The organism is Burkholderia sp. 4NA327C6 (genome assembly GCF_005502655.1).
GTDB lineage: Bacteria > Pseudomonadota > Gammaproteobacteria > Burkholderiales > Burkholderiaceae > Burkholderia > Burkholderia contaminans.
The window spans coordinates 83,587-109,843 of sequence record NZ_SCNZ01000016.1 but is presented as its reverse complement, the minus strand read 5'-3'; the positions used below and the strand labels follow the sequence as shown (position 1 = coordinate 109,843).

Sequence of the window (26,257 nt, the reverse complement as noted above, 5' to 3'; positions counted from 1 at the left end):
CCCGCTCTCTTTTTCAGCTCGATCATCCCGACAAGCATCTATCGTGCCAGTGAGATCGGCATCATCGACGACTGCCTCCAGCCTCGGACCGCCGCGTCCCGACGGCCGTCCGGCGTGCGACGCACGGCATACGGGCGTAACTTCACAAGCCGTGGTCAAGCGTTGCGTCCCGGGTAACGCGTGCGTAACGCGGGCCCTGCGTTACGTAGCATCGCGCGGCGAAAGACGCAGTCCTGCTCCTGTCCCTATCATTCGAGTCTGCGAAACGGCGCTGTCGCCGATACTCGCCTCATCATTCACACCCGCTGCACGAACGGCGCCCCGACTCCCGACAAGGACAGACGATGAACACCCTGCGTGAAGTGCTGAAAGCCGCCGACATCGCGGCGATGGAACCGGAGCGTTCCACCCACCCGCTGAACGAGAATGCCGTCCGCCTGAAGCGTTCGCTTGGCGACGCAACCGGGCTCACGCAACTCGGCGTTCATCTCATGACCTTGATGCCCGGGCACGAATCCACCGAATACCACCGGCATCTCTACGCGGAGGAATGCGTCTACGTCTTGTCGGGAACCGGCGAGGCAATCGTCGATGGCCGGACCCATGCAATCAGCCCGGGCGACTTCATGGGATTTCCGCGCGGCGGCAGCGCGCACACGATGCTGAATACGGGCGATCAGCCGCTGGTCTATCTCGTGGCGGGCGACCGGCCGGAACATGACGTGTGCGACTATCCGAAACTCGGCAAGCGGCTGTACAAGGCGGGCGCCAACAAGGTCTTCGTGGACCTCGGCAACGGACCTGCGTGACACATGCATCGCCCGGCGCAGGACCGCCCGCGGCCGGCCCTCACCCGTGCACGGCGATTCCGCGAGCCCGCGCCGGCTTGACCATGACGGCCCGTCACACGATCAACGTCACACCGGCCCACGCAATCAGCACGACGCCCAGCGCACGCCCGACACGTTCGCCGCCGGGCAGGATCTTCTCCGCAAACACGAAGAGCGACAGCGCGGCGATCCACACGACGTTCATCACGCCGCCGACGAACAGCAGCGCCATCAGCAACCAGCAGCAGCCTACGCAAACCATGCCGTGCCGCGCGCCGAGCAGGAAACTGCCGGCGACGCCCGGGCGCCAGTGCGCAACCAGGAACCCGGCCGGCGCCCGGCATTGCCGAAGGCACGCGCGTTTCAGCGGCGAGAATTGATAGAGCCCGGCGAGCGCCAGCACGATCGCGGAAAGGACGGCGCTCTTCGACCACAGCATCATCGCGGAGATCAGCCCGGCCGGCTGCAGCATCGCCTGAAGCAACGCCGCGCCGATCGAGAACGCGAGCCATGCGGCGAGGTAGCCGGCCAGCAGCGACAGCGACGTGAACGCCGAACCCGCCCCATCCGCGCCGCGCTGCCGCAGCACCCGCCGGTACAGCATCACGAGCGGCGCCGCGCTGGGCGTCATCATCGCGATCATCATCACCCACCACATCACGATCACCGTGGGCAGCGACGGATCCATGCTGCCCATGGCGCCCTTCAGGCGATGCGGAAAGAGCGTAACGGCGGTCATCTCGAGCGCCGACATGCCGGTTCCCGCGCCCGTCCAGAGATAGAACCAGCACAGACCGACGAGCGCGGCCATGCCGAGCAGCGTGACGACGCGCTCGCGCCCGAGCCAGTGGTCGACGGGAGTCATGCCGCGACGCGATGCCGAACCACCCCGTGGTTGTTCAGGTGCAGCCGCGCGAACTGCGCATAGCTGCCGTCGAGGGTCAGCGGAATGTGCCCCTGCGAGCGCGACGAGCCCGAGCCGATTTCGGCCAGCTCGTATTCGAAGCCGTGCGGCAGGTCGATCCTCGCGCGATGCTCGGCGCCCGTCACCGGATTGACGATGGGATCGCCCGCGAGGTCGAACACGCCGTCGACGTGAATCCGGCCACGCCGCGCATCGACATCGACGTCGAAATCGATCTTCGCGAAGATCGGATCGAACGCCTGCTCGAGCGTCGAAGCAAAGACCGAGAACATCGTCGCAAACGGATCGGTATCCTGACCAGTCATGATCTTCAGCACCGCCTCGCGCTGCGCCGGGCTGGCCCGCTCGTCGACGATCGGCTGGCACCGGCCCCGCCCCTCGTGGATGGCCCCTGGCCATTCGAACACGACCGCGATCCTGACGCCGTCGAGCACCACGTTGCCGTAGTGGCCGCTGTCGATCGAAATCGCCCCCATCGCCGCGCAGTGGCCATGGGTCGGCGGCGCATTGAACTGGCATGGGCAACCGTATGAGCAATTGCAATTGATCAATTCGGTGCCCTGAATCTCCCACGGCGTCATGGCTCCACCTCGCGCTCGGCTACACAGGAATGATTCGAATCTAGTGCACCGCACAGGGGAAATCAAAGCCGCCGTGGCGGCCCGGATCGACGCATGAAAACCGCCGGTCAAGCGCGCGTGGAAGGCGCTTCGGCGCGCTCGTGCAAGCCCCCACCGGCGGACGTCGGCTCGTGCGAATCCCGCACGGATCTCACACGACCAGCGACGCGACGATCGCGCACCACAACGCACTTGCGCCGCACAGAAACACGCGCCGCGCGACGAGCATCCGCGATTCGTCGTCGGGAGTCTTCATCGGCGACGTGGCGAGAAACGGCACGCTGACGAGGCACGCGAACCCGGCCAGCGCCGGCAGGATCACGACGTAGTCGCCGAACCGCCACGGCAGCGGCTCGTGCCAGCCCCAGTAGCCGAGAAACAGCATGCCCATCGAAAACATCGTCGCGGCGGCCGAACTGAGCGCGACCACCGATCCCGTCGGAAATTGCATGGGAGCCTCCCCTCGCGCAGCGTGCGCGACGCCGGGTCATTATCCCGGCACGGCGGGAAAAAGCACAACGACGGCCGATGGACGGCCACGCTCATACCGACGTCGAAGCCGACCAGCACGTCGAAGGAGCGGAGCCCGATCCCGGTGGGGTGGCCGGCTGCGCCTGCGGCGCGGGGATGCGGCAGAGGCACTGACGATTGCGGCGATGCCGCATGAATGATCGTTGTCACGGATTGACAGCGATCTGCTTCAGGTGAAGGAAGCGCCAGCCTTCAGCCCGGCTTCTTCGCGGCCTGCATCACGGAAATCCAGCCCACCACCGCCGCGGCGACCCAGCAGCACGCGATCATCAGGTCGAGATCCATCCAGCCTTCGAAATTCGTGCTGTTTTCGAAGCTGCAGCGCTGATGGCCCCTGACCCACACGCAGCCATTGATGAACTGCTGGATGTGCATATAAACGCTGTAGACGGCAAAAGCCGACGCAATGACTGTGAGCCGCAAACGGACGTGCTTTTTCATGTGGCGCGGATGCCGGTGGGAAAGCCAGTGCCGATCTTACGGCAACGGCAACCCGCCCGGCAATCCGTCGCATCCTGGGCGCCCGGATGCCCGCCGCTCACCCGTCGATCCGCCTGATCGTGCGCAGGCAGTCGGCCGCCAGTTGCTGATAGATGCGCGTACCGTTCGCCTTCGCGTCGATCTCCGAATCGCTCAGCCACCGCACGACGCGCCCCGGCACGCCCGCGAGCAGCACGCCGCGCGGCACGTCGTAGCCGGCCTTCACGAACGCGCACGCGGCGACGATGGTCGTGGCGCCGATCGTCGCGCCGTCCATCACGACCGCGTTCATGCCGATCATCGTGTCGGGTTCGAGCGTCGCGCCATGCACGATCGCGCCGTGGCCGACGTGGCTGTTGACGCCGAGCCGGCACGTCTCGCCGATCCCGACGTGCAGCACGCAGCCGTCCTGCACGTTGCTGCCGTCCTCGACGACGATCGCGCCAAAGTCGCCGCGCAGGCTCGCATGCGGGCCGATGTAGCAGCGCGCGCCGATCGTCACGTCGCCGATCACGACCGCGCTCGGATCGACATACGCGGACGAATCGATGCGCGGCCGCATCCCGTTGAATTCGAACAGCGGCATCGGTCAGAGCGCCGCGGCCGCTTCCGGCACGAGCGTGAACAGGTCGCCGACCACGCCGTAGTCGGCCACGCTGAAGATCGGCGCTTCCGGATCCTTGTTGATCGCGACGATCACCTTCGAATCCTTCATGCCGGCCAGGTGCTGGATCGCACCCGAGATGCCGACCGCGATGTACAGCTGCGGTGCGACGATCTTGCCGGTCTGGCCGACCTGGTAGTCGTTCGGTACGTAGCCGGCGTCGACCGCGGCGCGCGATGCGCCGAGTGCGGCTTGAAGCTTGTCGGCCAGCGGCTCCAGCACCTTCGTGTAGTTCTCGCCGCTGCCCAAGCCGCGGCCGCCCGACACGATGATGTTGGCGCTGGTGAGTTCCGGACGGTCCAGCTTCGTCACTTCACGGCTCACGAACCGCGATTTGCCGGCATCCGCTGCCGCTTCGATCTTCTCGACCGTGGCGCCACCGCCTTCCGATGCCACCGGATCAAACCCGGTCGCACGCACCGTGATCACCTTGACCGGATCGCTCGACTGCACCGTCGCGATCGCGTTGCCCGCGTAGATCGGCCGCTCGAACGTGTCGGCCGATATCACCGCCGTGATCTCGGAGATCTGTGCGACATCCAGCTTCGCCGCAATGCGCGGCGCGATGTTCTTGCCATAGGCCGTGGCCGGCGCAACGATGTGCGCGTAGCCGTTCGCGACGTTCATCACCGTCGCTTCGACGTTCTCGGCCAGACCGTCGGCCAGTTGCGGCGCATCGGCCAGCAGCACCTTCGTCACACCGGCGATCTTCGCCGCTGCATCGGCTGCCGCTTGTGCGTCGTGTCCAGCGACGAGCACATGAACGTCGCCGCCGCCCACCGCGTTGAGCACCTGTGCGGCAGCGACGGCATTCAACGTCACGGCCTTGATCGACGCGTTGTCGTGATCCGCAATCACCAGAATCGTCATTTCCTTGCGTTCCCTGTTACAGCACCTTGGCTTCGGTCTTCAGCTTCTCGACCAGCGTCTTCACGTCCGGCACCTTCACACCGGCTGCGCGCTTCGGCGGCTCGCTCACCTTGAGCACCTTCAGACGCGGCGTCACGTCCACGCCGAGGTCGCCGGGCGTCACGATGTCCAGCGGCTTCTTCTTCGCCTTCATGATGTTCGGCAGCGTCACGTAGCGCGGCTCGTTCAGGCGCAGATCCGTGGTGATGACGGCGGGCAATTGAAGCGACAGCGTTTCCGCGCCGCCGTCGACTTCGCGTGCGACGGTCGCACGGCCGTCGGCGATCGTCACCTTCGATGCGAACGTCGCTTGCGGCAACCCCGCCAGCGCGGCCAGCATCTGGCCCGTCTGGTTCGAATCGTCGTCGATCGCCTGCTTGCCGAGGATCACCAGTTGCGGGTGTTCCTTGTCGACCAGCGCCTTCAATACCTTCGCGACGCCGAGCGGCTCGACGCTGTCGTTCGATTCGACGAGGATCGCGCGATCCGCGCCGATCGCGAGCGCCGTGCGCAGCGTCTCCTGCGCCTGCGCGACGCCCACCGACACGGCGATCACTTCGGTCACGACGCCGGCCTCCTTCAACCGCACGGCCTCTTCCACCGCGATCTCGTCGAACGGGTTCATCGACATCTTCACGTTCGCGATGTCCACACCCGTCCGGTCGGATTTCACGCCGACCTTCACGTTCGCGTCGACCACGCGTTTCACTGCCACGAGCACTTTCAACTGCCTGTCTCCTGTTTCGTTGCGTGCGCCGCGCCCTGTCAGCGCGCGGTAAAGCCGCCGTCGATCACGAGCTCCGCACCCGTCACGTAGCGGCCTGCCGGCGACACGAGATACAGGATCCCGGCCGCGATGTCGCGCGGGCTGCCAATCTTCGCCATCGGCACATTCGTCTGCATGTACTCGAAGGCGCGATCGGGGTCCTGCCCCATCTGGCGGAACGCTTCCTCGAGCATCGGCGTGCGGATATAGCCGGGATGCACCGAGTTCGCACGAATGTTCTTCGCCGCGTACAGCATCGCGTCGACCTTCGCCATCATCCGTACGGCCGCCTTCGACGCGTGATACGCGGGCACGTCGGGGCCGCCGACGATCCCGTACATCGACGACAGGTTCACGATCGAGCCGCCGCCGGCCGCGTCGATATGCGGAATCGCCGCACGCGTGCACAGGAACACGCCGTTCACGTTGACGTCCTGCACGCGCTGCCACTGCGCAAGCGTGAGCTCGTGCGTCGGCACGTTGTGGCCTTCGATGCCCGCGTTGTTCACGAGCACGTCGAGGCGCCCGAAGCGCGCGACGATCTCGCCGAACACGCGCGCCACATCGGCCTCATGCGTGACGTCGAGCGACCAGAACGCGGCCTGGCCGCCCTGCGCGCGGATTTCCTCGACGAGCGCTTCGGCCGGTTGCGACAGCACGTCGAGAATCGCGACGCTCGCGCCGGCGGCAGCCAGCGTGCGTGCGGTTTCCGCGCCGATGCCGCGCGCGCCGCCGGTGATCGCGGCCACCTTGCCGCGCAGGTCGAACAGGTCTTCGATGAGCTTCATGTCGTCTCCAGGTATTGGTTCGGACGGGCCGCCCGCATCGGGGCCGGCCGTCAGGGGCATCCGGCGTTATCGCGTAGTGCGCGTCGCAAGAAAATCGAGGCATTCCCGATTGAAATAGTCGGCGTGTTCCACCATCACCCAGTGGCCGCACCGGTTCATCAGCACGAAGCGCGCATCGCGGCAGCGTTCGAGGAACTTCAGCGCGCCGCCGACCGGATTGAAGCGGTCGTCCGTGCCCCAGAAGCCGAGCACCGGCGTACGCAGGTCGCCGAGCGCGTCGGTCAGGTTCGGCACGCTCATCGTCGACAGCACTTCGGTCGGCTGTTCGACGCACACCTTCATCCGCTCGGCGACGAGCGCGTCGGTGACGATCGCCGGATCGTGCACGAGCAGCGTCAGCAGCTCGCGCATCGTGTCGTCATTCATCTGGCGATTGGTGAACAGCTTCACCATCCGCTGGATGCCTTCCATCCGGAAATAGGTGTCGCGATCCTCGACGCCGCCCGGCGCCATCATGATCAGCCCGTCGACGTCGCCCGGATGGTCGAGCGCGTACTTCAGCGCAATCGCGCCGCCGAGCGAGTTGCCGAGCAGCACGGCCGGCCCGATGCCGAGCGCGGTCAGCTGCGCATGCAGCGCGCTGACGAAGAAATCGAGCGTATAGGCGACGTCGGCGGGCTTCGACGACTGCCCGTAGCCGGGCAGGTCGACGACGATCGCGCGATAGCCGGCCGCCGCGAACGCGGGCACGTTGTGCTTGAAGTTGCTGAAACCGCTGGCGCCCGGGCCGCTGCCGTGGATGAACACCACGGGCCGCCCTTCGCCCGCCTCGTAGTGATGCAGGCGCAGGCCGCCCGGCACGTTGGTGAAGATGCCGGCGGGCGGCGTCGTGGGGATCGTCATTGCGGGTTGTCTCCTTCGTCGTTCGATGGATGTCTGCCACGATGATTGCGCCGCCGGCGTCGGCCGGCATCATCCTTTCAGACTACGAAGCCGCGCGCGCTTCTTCCTATCATCGGCCCACCGAAACGGAGGCAACGATGAACGGATTCGACTACAGCGGCAAGACGGTGCTCGTGACGGGCGGCACCAAGGGCATCGGGCGGCGCATCGCCGAACGGTTTCTCGCGGCAGGCGCGCGCGTGTTCGTGTGCGGACGCAGCGCGCCCGACACGCCGCCTTCTGCCGGCGGCCGCACGGCGGCGTTCGTCGCGGCCGACCTGCGCGACATCGAACAGGTCGACGCGATGCTCGCGACGATTCGCGCCGCGGCGGGCGGCCTCGACGTGCTCGTCAACAACGCCGGCGGCTCGCCGTTCGCGCTCGCGGCCGATGCGTCGCCGCGCTTCACCGAATCGATCGTGCGCCTGAACCTGATCGCGCCGCTGCAACTCGCGCAGCGCGTGAACGCGATCATGCAGCCGCAGCCCGAAGGCGGCGTGATGCTGTTCATCGCGAGCGTCAGCGCGTCACGGCCCTCGCCGGGCACGGCCGCATACGGCGCCGCGAAAGCGGGCCTCGTCAACGCGGTCACGTCGCTCGCCGTCGAGTGGGCGCCGCGCGTGCGCGTGTGCGCGATCAGCCCGAGCCTCGTGCAGACGGAATCGGCCACCGAAGGCCACTACGGCGACGCCGCCGCGCTCGACGCCATTCGCGCGACGATTCCCGCCGGACGGCTCGCGACATCCGACGACGTCGCCGCCGCGTGCCTGTTCCTCGCTTCGCCCGCAGCGTCGTACACGTCGGGCGCGAACCTGCGGCTCGACGGCGGCGGCGAACGGCCCGCGTTCCTGTCGGCCGCGCAGGCCGCCGCACGCTGATGCACGCATGGCCAACCATACGGCGCGAATCGTTGTCAGTCCTAGGGAAGTCATCTAGTTCATTTTGACGATTCCCTGCTACCGCGATCTCCCTACTCTGCCTCTCACGACAACACACACAGTCGACCGTCGTCGATACCCCAAGAGGAGACACCATGCATCAACGGATTTCGCGCCGTACCGACAAGCGGGCAACCGCCACGCTGTCGACGCTGGCCGCCGCGCTGCTGGCATGTGCCGCGCCCGGCGCACACGCAGGCAGCACGATCGAGCTGGGCGCCGACACGACGCTGGACTACACGTTCACGCTCAGTTACGGCCTCGGCATGCGCACCCGCGCACCGAGCGGCAATCTCCTCACGCCGGCGAACATCAACGGCGACGACGGCGACCGCAACTTCGCGAAGAACAAGCTGATCGAGAACCAGGTCAGCCTGCTCGGCGAAGTGAACCTGAAGCACGACGACTGGGGCGTGTTCGTGCGCGCCGACACGTTCTACGACCAGGCGTATCGCCGCCCGAACTACAACGACGCGCCGGGCACCGTGAACCAGTCGGGCCAGTACAACAACTTCACGAGCGATGCGCGCTACTGGTCGGGCGGCCACACGACGTTGCTGGCCGCGTATGCGTACAACACGTTCAAGATCGGCTCGACGAGCCTGAACGTGAAGGTCGGCGACCAGGTCGTCGCGTGGGGCGAGAGCCTGTTCTTCCCGAACATCGCGGGTGCGCAAGGGCCTGCCGACGCGACCAAGTCGTACATGGCCGGCGCCGAAGTGAAGGACATCCTGCTGCCGGTGCCGCAGATCTCCACGCAGTGGCAGATCACGCCGAACTTCAGCCTGCTCGGCTACTACCAGTTCTCTTACCAGCAGAACCGGCTGACCGCGCCCGGCACGTACTGGAGCTATTCCGACGTCACGGGCCCCGGCGCGCAGTTCATCATCGGCCCGGGCGGGATGATCATTCCGCGCGGCCCCGACGACAAGCCGAGCGCGCGCAACCAGTGGGGGATCGGCGCGCGCTTCCGCGTGCTCGGCGACACCGAGCTCGGCCTGTACCACCTGCACTACAACGACATGAACCCGAGTGTCGTCACGACCTACTTCCCGACGCTCCAGTACCAGCAGACCTACTTCAGCAACATCAAGCTGACCGGCGCGAGCTTCTCGACGCAGGTCGGCCCGGTGAACGTCGCCGGCGAAGTGTCGTACCGCCAGGGGGCGGCCGTGCTCGTCAACACGCCGACCGGCCCGCAGTCGACCCGCGCGAACGTGCTGCAGACGAACCTGTCCGGCATCTACTCGATCGGGCCGAGCTTCCTCGCGAATTCGCAGACGCTGATCGGCGAACTCACGTACGTGCATGCCGGCAGCATCTCCGAGCTCGACGGCTCGACCACGCTCACGAATTCGCGCAACGCGCTCGCGATGGAGATCGCGTGGACGCTCAGCTACAAGAACGTGTTCAACGGCTGGGATCTCGACGTGCCGCTGACCTACACGCACGACCTGACGGGCACGTCGCCGCTCGCCGGCGCGCTCGGCTCGCTGACGGGCCAGGGCGACCACCGCGTGACGGCCGGCGTGACCTTCACGCGCCTGAGCAACCTGCAGCTGTCGCTCGTCTACGCGAAGTTCCTCGGCTCGCCGAACCCGGTCACGCGCCCGCTCGCGGATCGCGACTACGTGCTGGCCACGGCGACCTACCACTTCTGAGCGGCCCGGCCGCTCGTCATTCAGCACTATGAGGACCGATATGAAACGCATTCATCTCCCCCTCCTGCGCGCGTCGGTGATGGCCGCGTGCGCGGTCGTCGCGACGGCGTCGTTCCCGAAGGTCACGCCGGACGACCTGAAGGCGCTCGACGGCCCGCTGACGCCGATGGGCGCGGTGCGCGCCGCCAGCAAGGACAGCGGTGTGCCCGAGTGGTCGGGCAAGTGGCTCGGCACGCCGCCTGACGTGCAGTACAAGCGCGGCAGCCGCTACCCCGACCCGTTCGCGAACGACAAGCCGGTCGCGACGATCACCGCGGAAAACATGGCGCAGTACGCCGAGCACCTGACCGACGGCCAGAAGGCGATGTTCAAGCGCTACCCGGCCACGTTCAAGATCAACGTCTACCCGAGCCACCGCGACTTCCGCTACGCGGATTCGGTCTACAAGGACATCCGTGCGTACGCGCCGGATTCGACGATGACGTCCGACGCGAACGGCCTCACGAACGCGCCGCCGACGGTGCCCTACCCGATCCCGAAAACGGCTGCCGAACTGCTGTGGAACCAGCGCTTCTCGTCGGCGATCGGCGCCGAGCAGGCAACCTACGACCAGGCGGTCGTGTACTCGGACGGCAACGTTGCATGGGGCAAGGTGCGCTACGACATCTACTCGCCGCGCAATTCCGGCAAGTTCGACGTGAAGAGCGACCTGAACAACCGCACGTACTACCGCAACGCGACGGAGCTGCCGCTGTCCGACCGCGGCTCGCTGATCGTCGGCTTCACGAACTGGGACAAGGCCGGCGCGGACAACTCGTCGCGCACGTGGATGTACAACCCCGGCACGCGGCGCGTGCGGCAGGCGCCGGAATACGGCTACGACCAGCCGCAGGGCCCGGGAGGCTTCCGCACCGTCGACGACGACCGCCTGTACAACGGCCCCGGCGACCGCTACGACTGGAAGATCGTCGGCAAGCGCGAGATCTACGTGCCGTACGACAACTACAAGGCGATGGACAGCTCGGTGAAGTACGCCGACCTGCTGACCAAGGGCCACGAGAACCCGTCGTATATCCGCTACGAGCTGCATCGCGTGTGGGTGCTGCAGGCGACGCTGAAGAGCAATTACCGTCACCAGTATGCGAAGCGCGTGCTGTACATCGACGAGGATTCGTGGATGACGCTGCTCGCCGACAACTACGACGCACGCGGCCAGCTGTGGCGCACCAACGTGGCGACGACGCTGTATGCGTATGACGCGAAGGTGTTCTACCCGGGCGTCGTGTTCTATCACGACCTGATCTCCGGCGCGTACATGGCCGACCGCCTGACGAACGAAGGCCCGATGCCGAAGCTCGACAACAGCCCGCAGTTCAACGAGGCGTACTTCTCGCCGGACGCGATCCGAAGTTCGGGTAACTAAGCAACCCGCGCGCCGGAGCCTGCGCTCCGGCGCTCCAAGCCGCCCGCCACGGCGGCCTGTTCCATTCGAGATTCGAGGGCCCTTTCATGTCTTCCCGCCTGCATACGACGCTCGGCGACGAGCTGTACGCCGCGTGGCACGCGCGTGCGCCGGTCGCGCCGCTGTCGAGCCGCCCGCGCCGCCTGTCGCTCGACGACGCCTACCGCATCCAGCAGCGCTTCATCGAGCGCCGCATCGAGCACGGTGAGGCCGTGGTCGGCAAGAAGATCGGCGTGACGAGCCAGGCCGTGCAGGACATGCTGAACGTGCGCCAGCCCGATTTCGGCATCCTGCTGTCCGGCATGCATTACGCGGCCGGCGAAGCGATCGCCGCCGATACGCTGATCGCGCCGCGCGCCGAGGGCGAGATCGCGTTCATCCTCGCGCGCGACCTGCGCGGCCCCGGCATCGACCGTACCGACGTGATCGCCGCGACGGCCGCCGTCGCGCCCTGCTTCGAGATCGTCGATTCGCGCATCCGCGACTGGGCGATCCGCATCGAGGACACCGTCGCCGACAACGCGTCGTGCGGCGTGTACGTGCTCGGCGACGCGCGCGTCGATCCGCGCACGCTCGACCTCGCCGCGTGCGAGATGACGATCGACAAGAACGGCGAGCCCGTCGCACAAGGGCGCGGCGACGCGGCGCTCGGCCACCCCGCCGACGCGGTCGCGTGGCTCGCGAACACGCTCGCCGCGTACGACGTGCCGCTGCTCGCCGGCGAGATCGTGCTGTCCGGCTCGCTTGCCAAACTGATTCCGGTCACGGCCGGCGACGCGCTGTCGATGCATATCTCCGGCATCGGCAGCTGCGACGTCCGCTTTATCTAAAGGAAGAATCCTGATGAAGAAAATCAAATGCGCACTGATCGGGCCCGGCAACATCGGTACCGACCTGCTGTACAAGCTGCGCCGCTCGCCGGTGCTCGAACCCGTGTGGATGGTCGGCGTCGATCCGGCGTCCGACGGCCTCGCGCGGGCGCGCGAGTTCGGCCTGAAGACCACCGACCGGGGTGTCGACGGGCTGCTGCCGCACGTGGCTGACGACGACATCCGCATCGCGTTCGACGCGACCTCCGCCTACGTGCATCGCGACAACTCCGACAAGCTCACCGCGCTCGGCGTGAAGATGATCGACCTGACGCCCGCCGCGATCGGGCCGTACTGCGTGCCGCCGGTGAACCTCGACGCGCATCTCGACAGCGCGCAGGCGAACGTGAACATGGTGACCTGCGGCGGCCAGGCGACGATCCCGATGGTATATGCGGTATCGCGCGTGCAGCCGGTTGCGTACGGCGAGATCGTCGCGACCGTGTCGTCGCGCTCGGTCGGCCCCGGCACGCGCAAGAACATCGACGAATTCACGCGCACGACGTCCGGTGCGATCGAACAGGTCGGCGGCGCCCGCAAGGGCAAGGCGATCATCGTGATCAACCCGGCCGAGCCGCCGCTGATCATGCGCGACACGATCCACTGCCTGACCGACGGCCCGCCCGACGTCGACGCGATCACCGCGTCCGTGCATGCGATGGTCAAGGAAGTGCAGCGCTACGTGCCCGGCTATACGCTGAAGAACGGCCCCGTGTTCGACGGCAATCGCGTGTCCGTCTTCATGGAGGTCGAAGGGCTCGGCGATTACCTGCCGAAGTACGCGGGCAACCTCGACATCATGACCGCCGCCGCGGCCGCCACGGCCGAGCGTTTCGCCGAACAGATGCTGGCCGCGACGGCCGCCACCGCTTGAGTCGAGGAGTCACACGATGTCACTTGCAGGCAAGAAGATCACCGTCCACGACATGTCGTTGCGCGACGGGATGCACCCGAAGCGCCACCAGATCACGCTCGACCAGATGCGCAACATCGCGCGCGGGCTCGACGCGGCCGGCGTGCCGCTGATCGAGGTCACGCACGGCGACGGGCTCGGCGGCGCGTCGGTCAACTACGGGTTCCCCGCGCATACCGATGAGGCGTACCTCGGCGCCGTGATTCCGGAGCTGAAGCAGGCAAAGGTGTCGGCGCTGCTGCTGCCCGGTATCGGCACCGTCGAGCATCTGCGCATGGCGCACGAACTCGGCGTCGGCACGATCCGCGTCGCGACGCACTGCACCGAGGCGGACGTGTCGGAGCAGCACATCGGCCTCGCGCGCACGCTCGGGCTCGATACTGTCGGCTTCCTGATGATGGCGCACATGTCGTCGCCGGAGCAGCTCGTCGTGCAGGCGAAGCTGATGGAATCGTACGGCGCGAACTGCATCTACATCACCGATTCGGCCGGCCACATGCTGCCGGATGACGTGACCGCACGGATCGCCCGGGTGCGCGACGCGCTGAAGCCGGAGACCGAACTCGGTTTCCACGGCCATCACAACCTCGCGATGGGTGTCGCCAACTCGATCGCGGCGGTTGCCGCCGGCGCGAACCGGATCGACGCGGCCGCGGCCGGCCTCGGCGCCGGCGCGGGCAACACGCCGATGGAAGTGTTCGTCGCGGTGTGCGACCGGATGGGGATCGAAACGGGCGTCGACGTGTTCGCGATCTCGGACGTCGCCGAGGATCTCGTCGTGCCGATCATGGACGCGCCGATCCGCCTCGACCGCGACGCGCTGACGCTCGGCTATGCAGGCGTCTACTCGTCGTTCCTGCTGTTCGCGAAGCGCGCGGAAGCGAAGTACGGGATTCCGGCGCGCGACATCCTCGTCGAGCTGGGCCGGCAGCGGCTCGTGGGCGGGCAGGAGGACATGATCGAGGACGCGGCGCTGACGATGGCGCGGGCGCGGGCGGTGGCGGCCTGAACGTACGCGGCCGGCAATCATCCGGACGCAGCGGCACAGCGGCAAACGGGGCGCAAGCCCCGTTTTCATTTCGGATGCGCGGATCGAGCGACGTCGGTCACGCATCGCCCGCCGGCTTCAGCGATGCTTCCCCCCGTGCCGCTTGCGCCGATGCGCTTCACGCGCCTGCAACAGCGACGGCATCAGTTCCTCGATGTATTGCCGCGCCTGCCCGCGCGTCACGATCTCGCTGAAGCGCTGATGGGCCTTGTCATGCCCGACCAGCGCCGCATGCGCTTTTTTCAGGATGTGCAGAAACGCGATCAGGCTCGTGCCGTCGCGCACGGGCAGCGCATCGCGCGGGTCGGGGGCCGGTGTCGTACTCATGATCCGATCCTTTGCGGGCAGTCGGTGCGGCACGTCGGGGTGACGAGTGCCAGCAGGTCGTTCGCGAGACGGTCGCGATCCGTCAGCGGCGCGAGACCGAACAGCCGCTCGAGCGTCGCGGCGACCGATGCATGATCGTACGGCGTGTGGTCGACCTGCCCGGCCGCGACCCACGGCGAGATCACGATCGCCGGCACGCGCACGCCATACACGTCGAACCCGAAGCCGCTCGCGTTCAACGTCGCCGCCGCGCCATCGTTCGGCGGCGGCGCGGCGCCCGGCCTGACCGAATCGTAGAAACCGCCGTGCTCGTCGTAGCAGATCACGAGCAGGCTGCTGTTCCACACCGGCGAATTGCGGATCGCGTTGTACACCCGCGCGGCGAGCTGATCGCCGCCGGCAAGGCCATCCATCGGGTGCTGCGAGCTGCCGTTCTGGTACGTGCCGTGCACGATGTCGCCGTATCCGGGCTCGATGAACGTGTAGCGCGCCGTATAGCCGGCCGCGAGATCGGCCTCGAAGTGCGCGAGGTCGTCGATGTCGAAGAAGCTGATGCCCTTCAGCGACGCGACCTGCGGCACGTGGCCGAGCGGGTCGCCGGTCTGGTCCTGGTAGATGCGCCAGTTGTCGTCGCCGAGCGCGGCGAAGATCGAACCCTTCGGATACGGAAAGCCGTTGAACGCATCCCATCCGGCCATTTCTTCCCTGGTCGGCGAATGGTCGAGCCCGGCCGACGATGCGCCGTGCAGGAAGAAGCGGTTCGGCCAGGTCGGCCCCGGCATCGACGCATGCCATGCGTCGCACAGCACGAACGCGTTCGCGAGCGCGTGCAGCGACGGCGCCTGCGTCGCGATATCGACGCCCTGCATGATCTTGCCCGCGTCGGCCTGCTGCGGCGGCGTGCCTTCGGAATGCGATGTCGCGTAGTTCGACACGAACCCGGTGTTGACGACCGGCGGATACGGCTGCCCTTTCACGAACGGCACGCCCGCGCCGCACAGCTGTTCGAGCACGTCGTTGAATTCGTGGCACGGATCGGTCGGCATCCGGTCGGGCGCGCCGCCGCCGAACGGATATACCGCGTCACCGTACGCATTGCTGTTACCCGGCGACGCGGCAACGATATCGGGGTAGCCCGACAGCGCGAACAGGTGATCGAAGGAACGGTTCTCGAGCATCAGCACGAACACGTGCTGGATGCGGTCCTGAACCGACGGGGATGCGGGGGCTGCGTCTGCACTCATGGCGCCTCCTGGCGTCGCGCGACGAAAGTCCTGCTGGCACGATCGTCGGCCCGCTGAAAGCTGCTGAAGGAATTGAAAGCCGTGGCGCGGGCCGCGAATTGCCGATGAGTGTACGACCGCCCCGGCCCGCACGTAAAGCCGCACGCGAACCGCGTCGCGGCGGGCGCGTTCAACTGTCCGCCGACGCGGTTTTCAGCGTGACGACATCGCGCCGCGGCGGCGCACCGAACATCCGTGCGTATTCGCGGCTGAACTGCGACGCGCTTTCGTAGCCGACGCGATACGCGGCCGTTTCCGCGTTCGCCGCGCCCGTCACCATCAGGTGCCGCGCTTCCAGCAGGCGCAACTGCTTCTGGTACTGCAGCGGCGTCATCGACGTGAGCGCCTTGAATTGCCGGTGAAACGCCGACGGGCTCATCTGTGCGACAGCGGCGAGATCCTCGACGCGGATCGCCTCGGCGAACTGGCCGCGCAGCGCATGAATCGCCGCGACGACGCGCTGCGCATGGCCGTTGGCGAACACGACGCGCGCGACTTCGCCGCCGTGCGGCCCCGCGAGCAGCCAGTAGCAGATCTCCCGCTTCACGAGCGGCGCGACGACCGGAATCGCGGCCGGCGTATCGAGCAGCCGCATCATCCGCAGCACGCAATCGGCGAGCGGCCCGCCGAAATCGGTCACGCACACGCCATGGCCGATCGCGCCACGCGGTTGCGATGGCGGCGTATCGAGTCGCTCGAGTACTTCACGCATCATCGCGATATCGAATTCGAGCACCATGCCGAGGAACGGTTCGGTCTCGCTCGCCTTGACGATGCGGCTCGTCGCCGGCATCTCGACGCTGACGACGAGCGCGCGGCCGGGCCCGTAGTCGTAGCGGCGCCCGCCGAACGTCGTCCACTTCGCGCCCTGCACGACGACGCACAGCGCCGGTTTCATGATCAGCGGCGCGGGCAGCTTCTCGCGATTGGAACGCAGCAGGATCAGCCCGTCGATCGCCGTCGCGAACGGGCTCTCTTCACCCGCCGCGCCCGTCAGGCGAGCGACACGTTCGACCAGTTCGTCCGACATGCAGCCCCTCCGTATCCCGATGTCCGGATGGTACACGCGGCGCGACGCTTGCCGGGGCGGTCGGGCAGGATCAGGCAAGAACGCGGCCGGTTCCGGCATTCAGGCGCGGCAGCCGCCACCGTACGCTTGGCGCTGTTCGTCACCGACTTCGATCAGGAGCCCAGCATGACCGCAGCCCAATCCCATCCTTCCACCCCGAAAATCGCCGTCGTCACCGGCGGCAGCCGCGGGCTTGGCCGCAATACGGTGCTGCATCTCGCGCAGCGCGGCGTGCGCGCGCTCTTCACCTATCACTCGAATCGCACCGAGGCCGATCGCGTCGTCGCGCTGGCCGCCGACGCGGGGCAGGCGGCGATCGCACTGCCGCTCGATACGGGCGACAGCGCGACGTTCGACCGCTTCGCCGGGCAGCTCCGCGAAGCGCTGGCCAGTTGGGGCGCCGACCGGTTCGATTTCCTCGTCAACAATGCAGGCACGTCGCATCACGCGCCGATCGCCGAAACGACGGAAGCCGATCTCGATGCGCTCTATCGCGTGCACTTCAAGGGCGTGTTCTTCCTCACGCAAGCGCTGCTGCCGCTGATCCGCGACGGCGGCCGCATCGTGAACGTGTCGTCGGGCCTCACGCGCGTCGCCGTGCCGGGCAGCGCGGCGTACGGGTCGATGAAGGGAGCCGTCGAGGTGCTGACGCGCTATCTGGCCAAGGAGCTCGGCCCGCGCCGCATCGCGGTGAACGTCGTCGCGCCGGGCGCGGTGGCAACCGACTTCAGCGGCGGGATGGTGCGCGACAACCCCGAGGTCAACCGGCGCGTCGCGGAATGGACGGCGCTCGGCCGCGCGGGCGAGCCCGACGACATCGGGCCGATGATTGCTTCGCTGCTGTCGGACGACAACCGCTGGGTCAATGCGCAGCGCATCGAGGTGTCGGGCGGGATGGCCCTCTGAGCGTTGACTTTCGCCGAGCGGCCCGATACGATCGGCGCACTTTCAAGACGCCCTCCCGGTCCGCCGGGAGGGCGTTTCGTTTTGGTTCCGCCAACCAAAAGGAAACCCCTTGAAATGAACCGCATCGCCCCCCTCGCCTCCGGCCCGAATGGCGGCCTCGGCTACCTGCAGCACGGCACCGGCCCCGAATGCGTGATGGTCCTGCACGACTGGCTCGGCGACCGCACGAACTACACGGCGCTGCTGCCGTATCTCGACGAAGCGGCGTTCACGTACGTGTTCGTCGACCTGCGCGGCTACGGCGAATCCATCCACCTGAGCGGTGCCTGTACCGTCGACGAAATCTCGGCCGACTGCCTGGCGCTCGCCGATCGCCTCGGCTGGCAGCGCTTTCACGTGATCGGCCATTCGATGACCGGCATGGCGACGCAACGGCTCGCCGCCGACGCGCCATCGCGCATCAGGAGCGCGATCGCCGTGTGCCCGGTGTCGGCGGCCGGCAATCGCCTGAACGACGACGCACGTGCCTTCTTCGCGAGCACGACCGTCGATGACGATGCGTTTCGCCGGCTCGTGCGATTCGTGACGGGGGGATTGTCGGCGCGCTGGGCCGACGTGAAGCTGCGGCAGAACCGCGAGCGTGTGGCGCCGGATTGCCGGCTCGCGTATCTCGACATGCTGACCGGCACGGATTTCATCGACGACATCCGCGGGCTCGACACGCGTTTCCTGGTGATCGTCGGCGACAAGGATCCGGGGCTCGACGCGGCGGCGATGCAGGCGACGTTCCTCGCGTGGCATCCGAACGCGCGGCTCGTGACGATACCGAATTGCGGGCATTACCCGATGCAGGAATGTCCGCCGTATTTCGCGATGATCGTCGAGGATTTCCTGCGGGACGCGGCCGCCTGAGCGTTGTGCACGCGCGGCGGCCGGTGAAGGCGGTGTGGGCCGCCACGGCATGACGATGCCGGCGGCCGGCGGACGGCACGCGATGTGTCGTCCACCCGGCTCGTCCGGCCTCGTCGGCCGGACAGGATTCGATCGGCGAGGCAGTGCTGCATGCCCGCGCCGATCGTTGCCGCGCTTAACGGCGCGGTTGGCCGCTGCGCTGCGGACGCGGGGAATTCGCGTCCTTGTGACGGAAGTTGATGCGACCCTTGGTGAGGTCATAGACCGACAGTTCCAGCGTCACACGGTCACCCGCGAGAATGCGGATGTGGTTCTTGCGCATGCGGCCCGACGCGTAGGCGCCGACCACGACGCCGTTTTCCAGCGTGACACGGTATTTGCTGTCCGGCAGCACTTCGTCGACGATTCCGTCCAGTTCCAGCAGTTCTTCTTTTGCCAAACCAATTCCTCCAGACAAGGTAATTGACCGCGGCCGCGGCGATCTGCCCGGCGCCGTGCCCCACAACGGGACGGCGGCCGGCAGGCTGCCGGGGATCGGTTCGTTCAGACGGGCCCAGGGCCTGTCTTGCGATCGGAGCCCGGCGCGTTACGGCGTTCAGGCGGTCGGTGGCGGCGGCGCATGGAGCGCCGCGCAAAGTCGGGACCGCGCCTGCTACGGCATGGCGGCGGTCTGCTCGGGTTGATGCGTTGAAGCGGTGATGCGCTCGCGAAACGGCAGGCGCTTCACGAAGGCGTTGCGTCGCACGCGGGTCGCGCATGCGATGAGGGAGGCGTCACGACCGATGCATCGTGGATGTCGCGATGCATCGGTCGTGCGCATCGGAAACGCGCCGGCTGCCGCCAAAGCGGCGCCCTGCGCGCCAATCCAGCCGGCAGCGGCCACCGTTTGGCGGCCGTTGCCGATGCGACTTACTGCGGCGTGATGTTCGACGCTTGCAGACCCTTCGGGCCGCGCTTCACTTCGAAGCTGACCTTCTGGCCTTCGGCCAGGGTCTTGAAGCCCGTGCCGCGAATTTCGGAGAAATGGGCGAACAGATCGTCGCCGCCGTTGTCAGGGGAGATGAAACCAAAGCCCTTGGTTTCGTTGAACCACTTGACGGTACCGGTATCCACAATTACTTCCTTAATACAAATGACGAATGATTGAACATGCGCCCGTGAAGGGCACAGAAAGAATCAAAAGAGGGAGAGACCAACGACCGCCGCACGGAGTGCGGCCAATGATGAGCAATCGAACTTCTTGAACACTTCGGTCATGGACACTACGCGCTAGTGGCCGCTTCGTCAAGTCTTTTTGATGCGATGCACAAGCATGCCCACCGCGTGCGCCTTACGCGGCGGGCGTTGCCGGCCGACGGGAAGCATTTCGATACGCCCCCCTTTTTCGGCCGGGCCGCCGCGTTTTCACTGCGGCTCGAACACGTGATGCAGCGCCGGGGGCGCGTCACCTTCGCGAATCCGCATCTCGAACGCCTTGCGGGCGACGCTCGTCGGCCGCACGTCCGCCACGTCCAGGTAGAACTGCGAATACCAGTCGCGCATCTGGTACAGCGGCCCGTCGCCTTCGCACAGCAGCGGGTTGTCGATCCGCGTCTTGCTGTGCCAGATGTCGACGTCCTCGTAGAACGCGCGCTGCGCTTCCTTCACGTACGCGTTCGCGATCTCCATGTTCTGCGCGTCGGTCAGCCCGGGCACCTTCTTCACGATCACGCCGTAGCGCAGCTCGAAGCTGTTCATGTCGATCGGCACGTGGCAGTTCAGCAGCACCGAGTGGATCGGCTGCCCGCCGCTCTGCCCCGTCATCTGCGTGATGTGCACGGCCGGCCCGAAATACGTCGACAGCGCGGTCAGGGCGTCGCCGCCGAGCTTTTCGCTGCGGCCGACCATCAGTTGCGTCGCCTTGTGATCCTCGAACAGGTTCGCGAAATAGTCGATCGGCGCGCGGTGCACGGTCGCGAAGTGCGCGACGTCCGAGATGTTGTCGACCAGTTCGCGGCAGTTGGCCTGGATCACCATCTTGTCGACGACCCAGTCCGACCATTCGTCGGAAAAGCACACGTCGAGGCGCGGAATCGCGACCTCCGGCGGCGGCGCGTTGCCTTCCGGGTCGTTCCACACGAACAGCAGGTTGTTTTCCTCGCAGGTCGGCCATGCGCCGATGCGCGCCTTCGGCGGGATCCGCTTGCAGTACGGGATCGATGCGCACTGCCCTTCGCCGCTCCACGCCCAGCCGTGGAACGGGCACACGAGGTGGTCGCCCTGCACCGTGCCGAGGCTCAGGTCGGCGCCCATGTGCGGGCAATACGCGTCGACGATGTTGACCTTGCCGGTCGAATCGGCGAACGCGGCGAGCTTGCGGCCGAAGGCGTTCAGCGTGTGCGGCTTGCCGTCCTTGAAATCGCGGGCGAGCCCGAGGCAGTGCCAGCCGCGCGCATAGCGCTGCGCGAGCGGCTGGGCTTCGATCTTGTAAGGGCGTGCGGACATGTGGGTTGACTCCTCTTGTGGAGAGCGCGCGGCGGCCGGCCGCGCGCGGGGGAAATGGGCGCGCCGGTCAGCGCATCGGGTTGCCGGATTCGAGCGCGGGCGACGGCTTCAACGGTGCCGGCGCCGCCGGCGACGGCTGCTGCTGGTGCCGCTCACGGCGCTCGGCCTGCTCGACGCCGAGCCATGCGGCGAGCGCGGGCAGCAGGAACACCGCGCCGAACAGGTTCACGAGGAACATGAACGCGAGCAGCACGCCCATGTCGACCTGGAACTTCAACGCGGAGAACGCCCAGGTACCGACGCCGATGAACATCGTGACGGCCGTGAACAGCGCCGCCGTGCCGCGCTGGCGCATCGCGTCGGCGAAGGCATCCGGCAGCGTCGCGCCGTGGCGGATGTCGTGCTGCAGGCGCTCGTACAGGTAGATCCCGTAGTCGACGCCCACACCCACGCCGAGCGTGATCACCGGCAGCGTCGCGACCTTCAGCCCGATGCCGAGGCGCGCCATCACCGCATTGCACAGGATCGACACGAGCGTGAGCGGCACGATGATGCACAGCACCGCGCGCCACGAGCGGAACGTGACCGCGCAGAGCAGCGCAATCGCGCCGAAGATCGACAGCAGCATCGCGATCTCCGCGTCGCCGACCGCCTCGTTGGTCGCGGCCATCACGCCGACGTTGCCGCCCGCGAGCCGGAACGCGACGTTCGGCGTCGGGTTCTCGGCCGCGAAGCGCTTGATCTCGTCGACGATGTGCGCGATGGTCGTGCCTTCGTGGTTCTTCGTGTAGATCAGCACCTGGATCGCCTTGCAGTTCGCGGTGTTCATCCCGTTGTCGGGATCGAACGCGTTGGAACCCTGCGTGAGGCCGTCGCTGGAGCGCGGCAGCGCGGCCCAGCGCGGGTTGCCCTCGTTGAACGCGGCGATGAACACCTTGCCCTGCGACGACACGCTCGTCACCGACTGCACGCCGGCCACGCCGCGCATGTTCATCTCGAACTTCTCGATCGCGCTCATCACCGGGTAATGGAGGCACGCATCGTCGAAGCCGGTCGTCTCGACGATCACCGACAGCACGTCCACGCCGATGTTGTACTGGTGCGTGATCGCCGCGTTGTCGACGTTGTAGCGCGAGTTCGCGCGCAGTTCAGGCGCACCGGTGCCGATGTCGCCGATCTCCAGCTTGCGCGATTCGAGCGTGCCGTACGCGAGCAGCGCGAGCGCCACCGCGAACACGCCGAGCGCCGGCGCCGGCCGTGCGAACACCGCGAAGCGCGACCACATCGGGCTGCCGCCGGCTGCCGCGGTGCGCTGCGCATGCGCCAGCGTGCCGCGCTCGAGGCGCGTGTACGACAGCAGGATCGGCAGGAACACCTTGTTCGTCACGATCATCAGCAGCACGCCGAGGCACGCGGTGATGCCGAGCTCGCGCACGATGTCGATCCTGATCCGCATGATCACCATGAAGCCGAGCGCGTTGGTCAGCAGCGCGACCGTGCCCGGCACGAACAGCTTGCGGAATGCGTCGCGCGCGGCATCGACCGACGACGCGCCGCGCACCAGCGCCTGCTTCCACGCGTTGGTCATCTGCACGGCGTGCGACACGCCGATCGAGAAAATCAGGAACGGCACGAGGATCGACATCGGGTCGATGCCGAGGCCAAGCAGCGGCAGCGCGCCGAGGAGCCACACGACCGGCAGCAGCGCGACGACGAGCGCCAGCACGGTGGTCTTCAACGAGCGTGTGTACGCAAACAGCAGCGCGGCCGTCACGAGGAACGCGAGCGCGAAGAACGCCATCACGCCCGCGATGCCGTTTTCGACGTCGCCCACCAGCTTCGCGAAGCCGATGATGTTCACGTCGATGCCCTGCTTCGCGTAGCGCGCGCGGATTTCCTCGAGCTGGCGCGCGACCGCGCTGTAGTCGAGCCGCTTGCCGGTGGCCGGGTCCGTCTCGCGCAGCTCCGCGCGGATCAGCGCCGACTTCAGGTCGTTGCCGACGAGGCGGCCGATCTGCCCGGAACGCGCGACGTTGCGGCGCACCTTCCCGAGATCGTCCGGGTTCGCGCTCGAGAACTGGCCCGGCACGACCACGTCGCCACGAAAGCCGGCCTCGGTCACCTCGGTGTAGTGGACGTTCGGCGTGAACAGCGAGAACACGCGCGAGCGGTTCACGCCCGGGATGAAGAACACGTCGTCGGTCGCATGGCGCAGCGCGTCCATGAACGTCCGGTTGTAGATGTCGCCGTCGCCCTTCCAGCGCAGGCTCACGAGGATCGTGTTCGCGCCGGGGAACGCACCCGCATAGCGGTCGAACACCTGCATGTACGGGTGCTGCATCGGGATCATCTTGTTGAAGCCCGGATCGAGCTTCAGGCGCGTCGCGGACAGCCCGAGCGCGAGCGTCACCGCGACGCACAGCAGCATCAGCAGCTTGCGCCGGCGGATGATCGTGTCGGCGCAGCGCTCGACGAACGCGGCGAGGCGCGACGCGGGAACGGCTTCAGGGGAGCGTGACAGGTCGTTCATGGAATTCTCTTGTCGATGCGAAACGAACGGGAGCAGGCAGCAGGACGGCCGCGCGTCAGGACGGGCTTGACGCAACCGCGCCGGCGAGCGGCGCGACGCCGGCCTCGCCGCCGAGCAGCAGCGTGCCGTGGCCCATGTCGAGCACGGCCGCGAGGCTCTGCACGCCGCCGAGCTTGCGCACGTCGAAGGTCAGCCCGCCGTCGCGCGACGCGACGATCGCGCCGCCCTGGCCCACCAGCACGAGTTCGCCGTCGGCGAGCTGGGTCGCGCCGAAGTACGACACCGGGACGTGGCTGTCGACATGCGTCCAGGTCGCGCCGCGATCGGTGCTGCGCACCACGTTGCCGCGCATCCCGTACGCGACCCAGTCGCCGTTCGCGAGCATCAGCGCGCCGAACAGCGAACCGGCGTACGGCGCCGGCAGCTTGTCCCACGTCGCGCCGTTGTCGGTCGAGCGCAGCAGCGTGCCGCTCTCGCCCGCGACCAGCAGGGTGCCGTGGCCGTCGCCGACGATCGCGTTCAGGTGACGATCGCCCGCCGGCGTCTTCACGGTCTGCCAGTTCAGGCCCGCATCGTCCGAGCGCAGCAGCTGGCCGAAGCTGCCGGCCGCGAACAGCGGGCCGTCGGCCGTGCCCCATATGGACAGCAGCGGATCGGCATGGGCGTGGTCCGTGTGCACTTCGCGCCAGTGCAGGCCGGCGTCGTCGCTGCGCACGATCCGGCCGTCGTGGCCGACCGCGATGCCGAGCGTCGGCGTGATGAAGCGCACCTGCGTGAGCGTCGATGCCTGGCCGGGTGTGATCGCGGCCGGCCGCCAGTGGGCGCCCGCGTCGTCGCTGAGCAGGATCACGCCGCGTTCGCCGACCGCGACGATGCGCGCGCCGGCCCGGGCGAGCCCGTTGACCTGCAGCCGGTCCGCATGGATCGCGGTGACCGGGAACGCCGGCAGCGGGCGCGGCGAAAACGCGAACAGCGCGGCGCCGAGCACGAGCGCCGACATCGCGAGTCCGGGCAAAGTTCGTTTCATCGCTTGTCTCCTGTGTCTGCGTTCGACGACGGTTCGCGCCATCGCACTTACCGTCGTCGCCTGCAAGGCTCCGGGCCTTCGGTCGTTGCCGCGGCCTCGAATGGTCCTGAATGGCGGGCAGCCTGAACACCGCGGCCCGTCCGCGTGCCGCTACGCGCCGACTTCGAACAGCGCGGCGGCACCCATCCCGCCGCCGATGCACATCGTCACGACCGCGTGCCGCACGCCGCGCCGCGCGCCTTCGAGCAGCGCGTGCATCGTCATCCGCGTACCCGACATCCCGAACGGATGGCCGAGCGCGATCGCTCCGCCATCGACGTTCAGCCGGTCGTCGGGAATGCCGAGCGTGTCGCGGCAGTACAGCGCCTGGCACGCGAATGCCTCGTTCAGCTCCCACAGCCCGATGTCGCCGACGGTCATCCCGAAGCGCGCCAGCAGCTTCGGAATCGCGAACACGGGGCCGATGCCCATCTCGTCGGGCTCGCAGCCGGCCACCGCGAGGGCGCGGAACGCGCCGAGCGGTGTCAGCCCGCGGCGCATCGCCTCGCTGCGCGACATCACGACCACGGCCGCTGCGCCGTCCGACAACTGCGACGCATTGCCGGCCGTGACGAACGCGCCCTGCTCGACGACCTTGCCGCCGCTCCACGACGGTTTCAGCCCCGCGAGCCGCTCGGCCGTCGTGTCGGCGCGCACGCCTTCGTCGCGCGCGGCGTTCACGTCCTCGTAACCGGCCGGGTTGCCTTCCTTGTCGAACAGCGCGCGCCGCACGTCGAGCGGCGCGATTTCCGCGTCGAAGCGGCCGGCCACCTGGGCGTCGGCCGTGCGCTGGTGGCTCTGCAGCGCGAATTCGTCCTGTGCGGCGCGCGAGATCCCGTAGCGGCGCGACACGATCTCGGCCGTTTCCATCATCGCCATGTACGCAGCCGGCTGATGGTCGAGCACGGCCTGCGAGCGCGCGCGATACGCGTTCTTGTGCTTGTTCTGCGTGAGCGAGATCGACTCGACGCCACCCGCGACGACGATCCGTGCGTCGCCCGCGCCGATGCTGCGCGCGGCGCTCGCGATCGACATCAGGCCCGACGAGCACATGCGGTCGATCGCCATGCCGGGCACCGACGCCGGCAGCCCGGCCGCCGCGGCCGACAGGCGGCCGATGTTGTAGCCCTGCGTGCCCTGCTGCGCGGCGCAGCCGATCAGCACGTCGTCGACGTCGGCTGGCGCGACGCCCGCGCGTTCGAGTGCGGTGCGCACGACGTGGCCGCCCAATGCGGGCGCCTCGGTATCGTTGAACATGCCGCGAAACGCCTTGCCGATCGGCGTGCGCGCAACGGAAACGATGACTGCGTCTTCCATGTGTCTGCTCTCTGAAT

The 26,257-nt window shown here is 67.5% G+C and carries 27 protein-coding genes; 9 read left to right on the top strand and 18 right to left on the bottom strand.

The features are described from left to right. Positions 1-344: 344 nt before the first annotated feature. Complete coding sequence (locus FFS49_RS18250) at positions 345-809, top strand: cupin domain-containing protein (RefSeq protein ID WP_105816513.1); 465 nt, start codon at positions 345-347, stop codon at positions 807-809. 94 nt (positions 810-903) lie between these two features. Here the strand turns inward: FFS49_RS18250 and FFS49_RS18245 are convergent, their stop codons facing one another. The 9 genes from FFS49_RS18245 to FFS49_RS18205 form a co-directional block, all read right to left on the bottom strand. Beyond that, positions 904-1,695, bottom strand: coding sequence for a DUF2182 domain-containing protein (locus tag FFS49_RS18245; protein ID WP_046196521.1), 792 nt, complete (start codon positions 1,693-1,695; stop codon positions 904-906). After that, the gene (locus FFS49_RS18240) at positions 1,692-2,336 is read right to left on the bottom strand and encodes a DUF1326 domain-containing protein (protein WP_105816515.1); all 645 of its coding nucleotides are present in this window, start codon (positions 2,334-2,336) and stop codon (positions 1,692-1,694) included. Before FFS49_RS18240 ends, FFS49_RS18245 begins: the two co-directional genes overlap by 4 nt. A 190-nt stretch (positions 2,337-2,526) precedes the next feature. After that, positions 2,527-2,826 (bottom strand): hypothetical protein, encoded by a 300-nt coding sequence (locus tag FFS49_RS18235; protein ID WP_039350755.1) that lies wholly within the window; start codon positions 2,824-2,826, stop codon positions 2,527-2,529. A 272-nt stretch (positions 2,827-3,098) separates the two neighbouring features. Beyond that, entirely contained in the window at positions 3,099-3,347 is a 249-nt protein-coding gene (locus FFS49_RS18230; protein WP_046547929.1) for a hypothetical protein, read from the bottom strand. A gap of 97 nt (positions 3,348-3,444) precedes the next feature. Further along, on the bottom strand, positions 3,445-3,972 hold the full coding sequence (locus FFS49_RS18225; protein ID WP_105816516.1) for a transferase hexapeptide repeat family protein: 528 nt from the start codon (positions 3,970-3,972) through the stop codon (positions 3,445-3,447). Between the two features lie 3 nt (positions 3,973-3,975). Further along, entirely contained in the window at positions 3,976-4,920 is a 945-nt protein-coding gene (locus FFS49_RS18220; protein WP_105816517.1) for an FAD-binding protein, read from the bottom strand. A 16-nt stretch (positions 4,921-4,936) separates the two neighbouring features. Beyond that, on the bottom strand, positions 4,937-5,686 hold the full coding sequence (locus FFS49_RS18215; RefSeq protein WP_105816518.1) for an electron transfer flavoprotein subunit beta/FixA family protein: 750 nt from the start codon (positions 5,684-5,686) through the stop codon (positions 4,937-4,939). Between the two features lie 38 nt (positions 5,687-5,724). Continuing rightward, a complete protein-coding gene (locus FFS49_RS18210) occupies positions 5,725-6,513 on the bottom strand; it encodes an SDR family NAD(P)-dependent oxidoreductase (protein WP_039350771.1) in 789 nt (262 codons plus the stop codon). A 66-nt stretch (positions 6,514-6,579) separates the two neighbouring features. Further along, positions 6,580-7,416, bottom strand: coding sequence for an alpha/beta hydrolase (locus FFS49_RS18205; protein ID WP_105816519.1), 837 nt, complete (start codon positions 7,414-7,416; stop codon positions 6,580-6,582). A 137-nt stretch (positions 7,417-7,553) separates the two neighbouring features. On the opposite strand from FFS49_RS18205, the gene FFS49_RS18200 reads away from it, so the two are divergent. The 6 genes from FFS49_RS18200 (at position 7,554) to dmpG (ending at position 14,307) form a co-directional block, all read left to right on the top strand. Then, positions 7,554-8,333 carry an SDR family oxidoreductase gene (locus FFS49_RS18200; protein WP_105816600.1) on the top strand — a complete coding sequence of 260 codons (780 nt, stop codon included), beginning with the start codon at positions 7,554-7,556 and terminating at the stop codon, positions 8,331-8,333. A gap of 155 nt (positions 8,334-8,488) precedes the next feature. Continuing rightward, positions 8,489-10,054 carry a DUF1302 family protein gene (locus FFS49_RS18195; RefSeq protein WP_039350777.1) on the top strand — a complete coding sequence of 522 codons (1,566 nt, stop codon included), beginning with the start codon at positions 8,489-8,491 and terminating at the stop codon, positions 10,052-10,054. Positions 10,055-10,094: 40 nt separating this feature from the next. Then, the gene (locus FFS49_RS18190) at positions 10,095-11,477 is read left to right on the top strand and encodes a DUF1329 domain-containing protein (protein ID WP_039350780.1); all 1,383 of its coding nucleotides are present in this window, start codon (positions 10,095-10,097) and stop codon (positions 11,475-11,477) included. Between the two features lie 86 nt (positions 11,478-11,563). Beyond that, positions 11,564-12,346 carry a 2-oxopent-4-enoate hydratase gene (gene dmpE / locus FFS49_RS18185; RefSeq protein WP_039350783.1) on the top strand — a complete coding sequence of 261 codons (783 nt, stop codon included), beginning with the start codon at positions 11,564-11,566 and terminating at the stop codon, positions 12,344-12,346. A gap of 13 nt (positions 12,347-12,359) precedes the next feature. Next, complete coding sequence (locus FFS49_RS18180; protein WP_105816520.1) at positions 12,360-13,259, top strand: acetaldehyde dehydrogenase (acetylating); 900 nt, start codon at positions 12,360-12,362, stop codon at positions 13,257-13,259. 16 nt (positions 13,260-13,275) lie between these two features. Next, positions 13,276-14,307, top strand: a complete 1,032-nt coding sequence (dmpG, locus tag FFS49_RS18175) for a 4-hydroxy-2-oxovalerate aldolase (protein WP_105816521.1) — start codon at positions 13,276-13,278, stop codon at positions 14,305-14,307. Between the two features lie 117 nt (positions 14,308-14,424). Here the strand turns inward: dmpG and FFS49_RS18170 are convergent, their stop codons facing one another. The 3 genes from FFS49_RS18170 to FFS49_RS18160 form a co-directional block, all read right to left on the bottom strand. Further along, positions 14,425-14,673 (bottom strand): hypothetical protein, encoded by a 249-nt coding sequence (locus FFS49_RS18170; protein WP_069251683.1) that lies wholly within the window; start codon positions 14,671-14,673, stop codon positions 14,425-14,427. After that, positions 14,670-15,917 carry an alkaline phosphatase family protein gene (locus FFS49_RS18165; RefSeq protein ID WP_105816522.1) on the bottom strand — a complete coding sequence of 416 codons (1,248 nt, stop codon included), beginning with the start codon at positions 15,915-15,917 and terminating at the stop codon, positions 14,670-14,672. The genes FFS49_RS18170 and FFS49_RS18165 overlap by 4 nt, the downstream gene beginning before the upstream one ends. 169 nt (positions 15,918-16,086) lie before the next feature. Further along, positions 16,087-16,986, bottom strand: coding sequence for an AraC family transcriptional regulator (locus tag FFS49_RS18160; protein ID WP_039350797.1), 900 nt, complete (start codon positions 16,984-16,986; stop codon positions 16,087-16,089). Between the two features lie 165 nt (positions 16,987-17,151). Between FFS49_RS18160 and FFS49_RS18155 the strand changes: the two genes are divergently transcribed. Next, positions 17,152-17,931 (top strand): SDR family oxidoreductase, encoded by a 780-nt coding sequence (locus tag FFS49_RS18155; protein ID WP_105816601.1) that lies wholly within the window; start codon positions 17,152-17,154, stop codon positions 17,929-17,931. A 114-nt stretch (positions 17,932-18,045) separates the two neighbouring features. Further along, entirely contained in the window at positions 18,046-18,843 is a 798-nt protein-coding gene (locus FFS49_RS18150) for an alpha/beta hydrolase (RefSeq protein ID WP_105816523.1), read from the top strand. A 175-nt stretch (positions 18,844-19,018) separates the two neighbouring features. Here the strand turns inward: FFS49_RS18150 and infA are convergent, their stop codons facing one another. From infA to FFS49_RS18120, 6 genes are all read right to left on the bottom strand, one after another. Then, on the bottom strand, positions 19,019-19,282 hold the full coding sequence (gene infA / locus FFS49_RS18145) for a translation initiation factor IF-1 (protein ID WP_039350804.1): 264 nt from the start codon (positions 19,280-19,282) through the stop codon (positions 19,019-19,021). Between the two features lie 470 nt (positions 19,283-19,752). Beyond that, complete coding sequence (locus tag FFS49_RS18140) at positions 19,753-19,956, bottom strand: cold-shock protein (RefSeq protein ID WP_006483056.1); 204 nt, start codon at positions 19,954-19,956, stop codon at positions 19,753-19,755. Positions 19,957-20,247: 291 nt separating this feature from the next. Beyond that, positions 20,248-21,327, bottom strand: a complete 1,080-nt coding sequence (locus tag FFS49_RS18135) for a Rieske 2Fe-2S domain-containing protein (RefSeq protein WP_039350830.1) — start codon at positions 21,325-21,327, stop codon at positions 20,248-20,250. A gap of 67 nt (positions 21,328-21,394) precedes the next feature. After that, positions 21,395-23,857, bottom strand: a complete 2,463-nt coding sequence (locus FFS49_RS18130; protein WP_105816525.1) for an MMPL family transporter — start codon at positions 23,855-23,857, stop codon at positions 21,395-21,397. A 55-nt stretch (positions 23,858-23,912) separates the two neighbouring features. Further along, a complete protein-coding gene (locus tag FFS49_RS18125; RefSeq protein WP_105816526.1) occupies positions 23,913-24,884 on the bottom strand; it encodes a sialidase in 972 nt (323 codons plus the stop codon). Positions 24,885-25,034: 150 nt separating this feature from the next. Next, entirely contained in the window at positions 25,035-26,240 is a 1,206-nt protein-coding gene (locus FFS49_RS18120; RefSeq protein ID WP_105816527.1) for an acetyl-CoA C-acyltransferase, read from the bottom strand. Between the last annotated feature and the right edge of the window lie 17 nt (positions 26,241-26,257).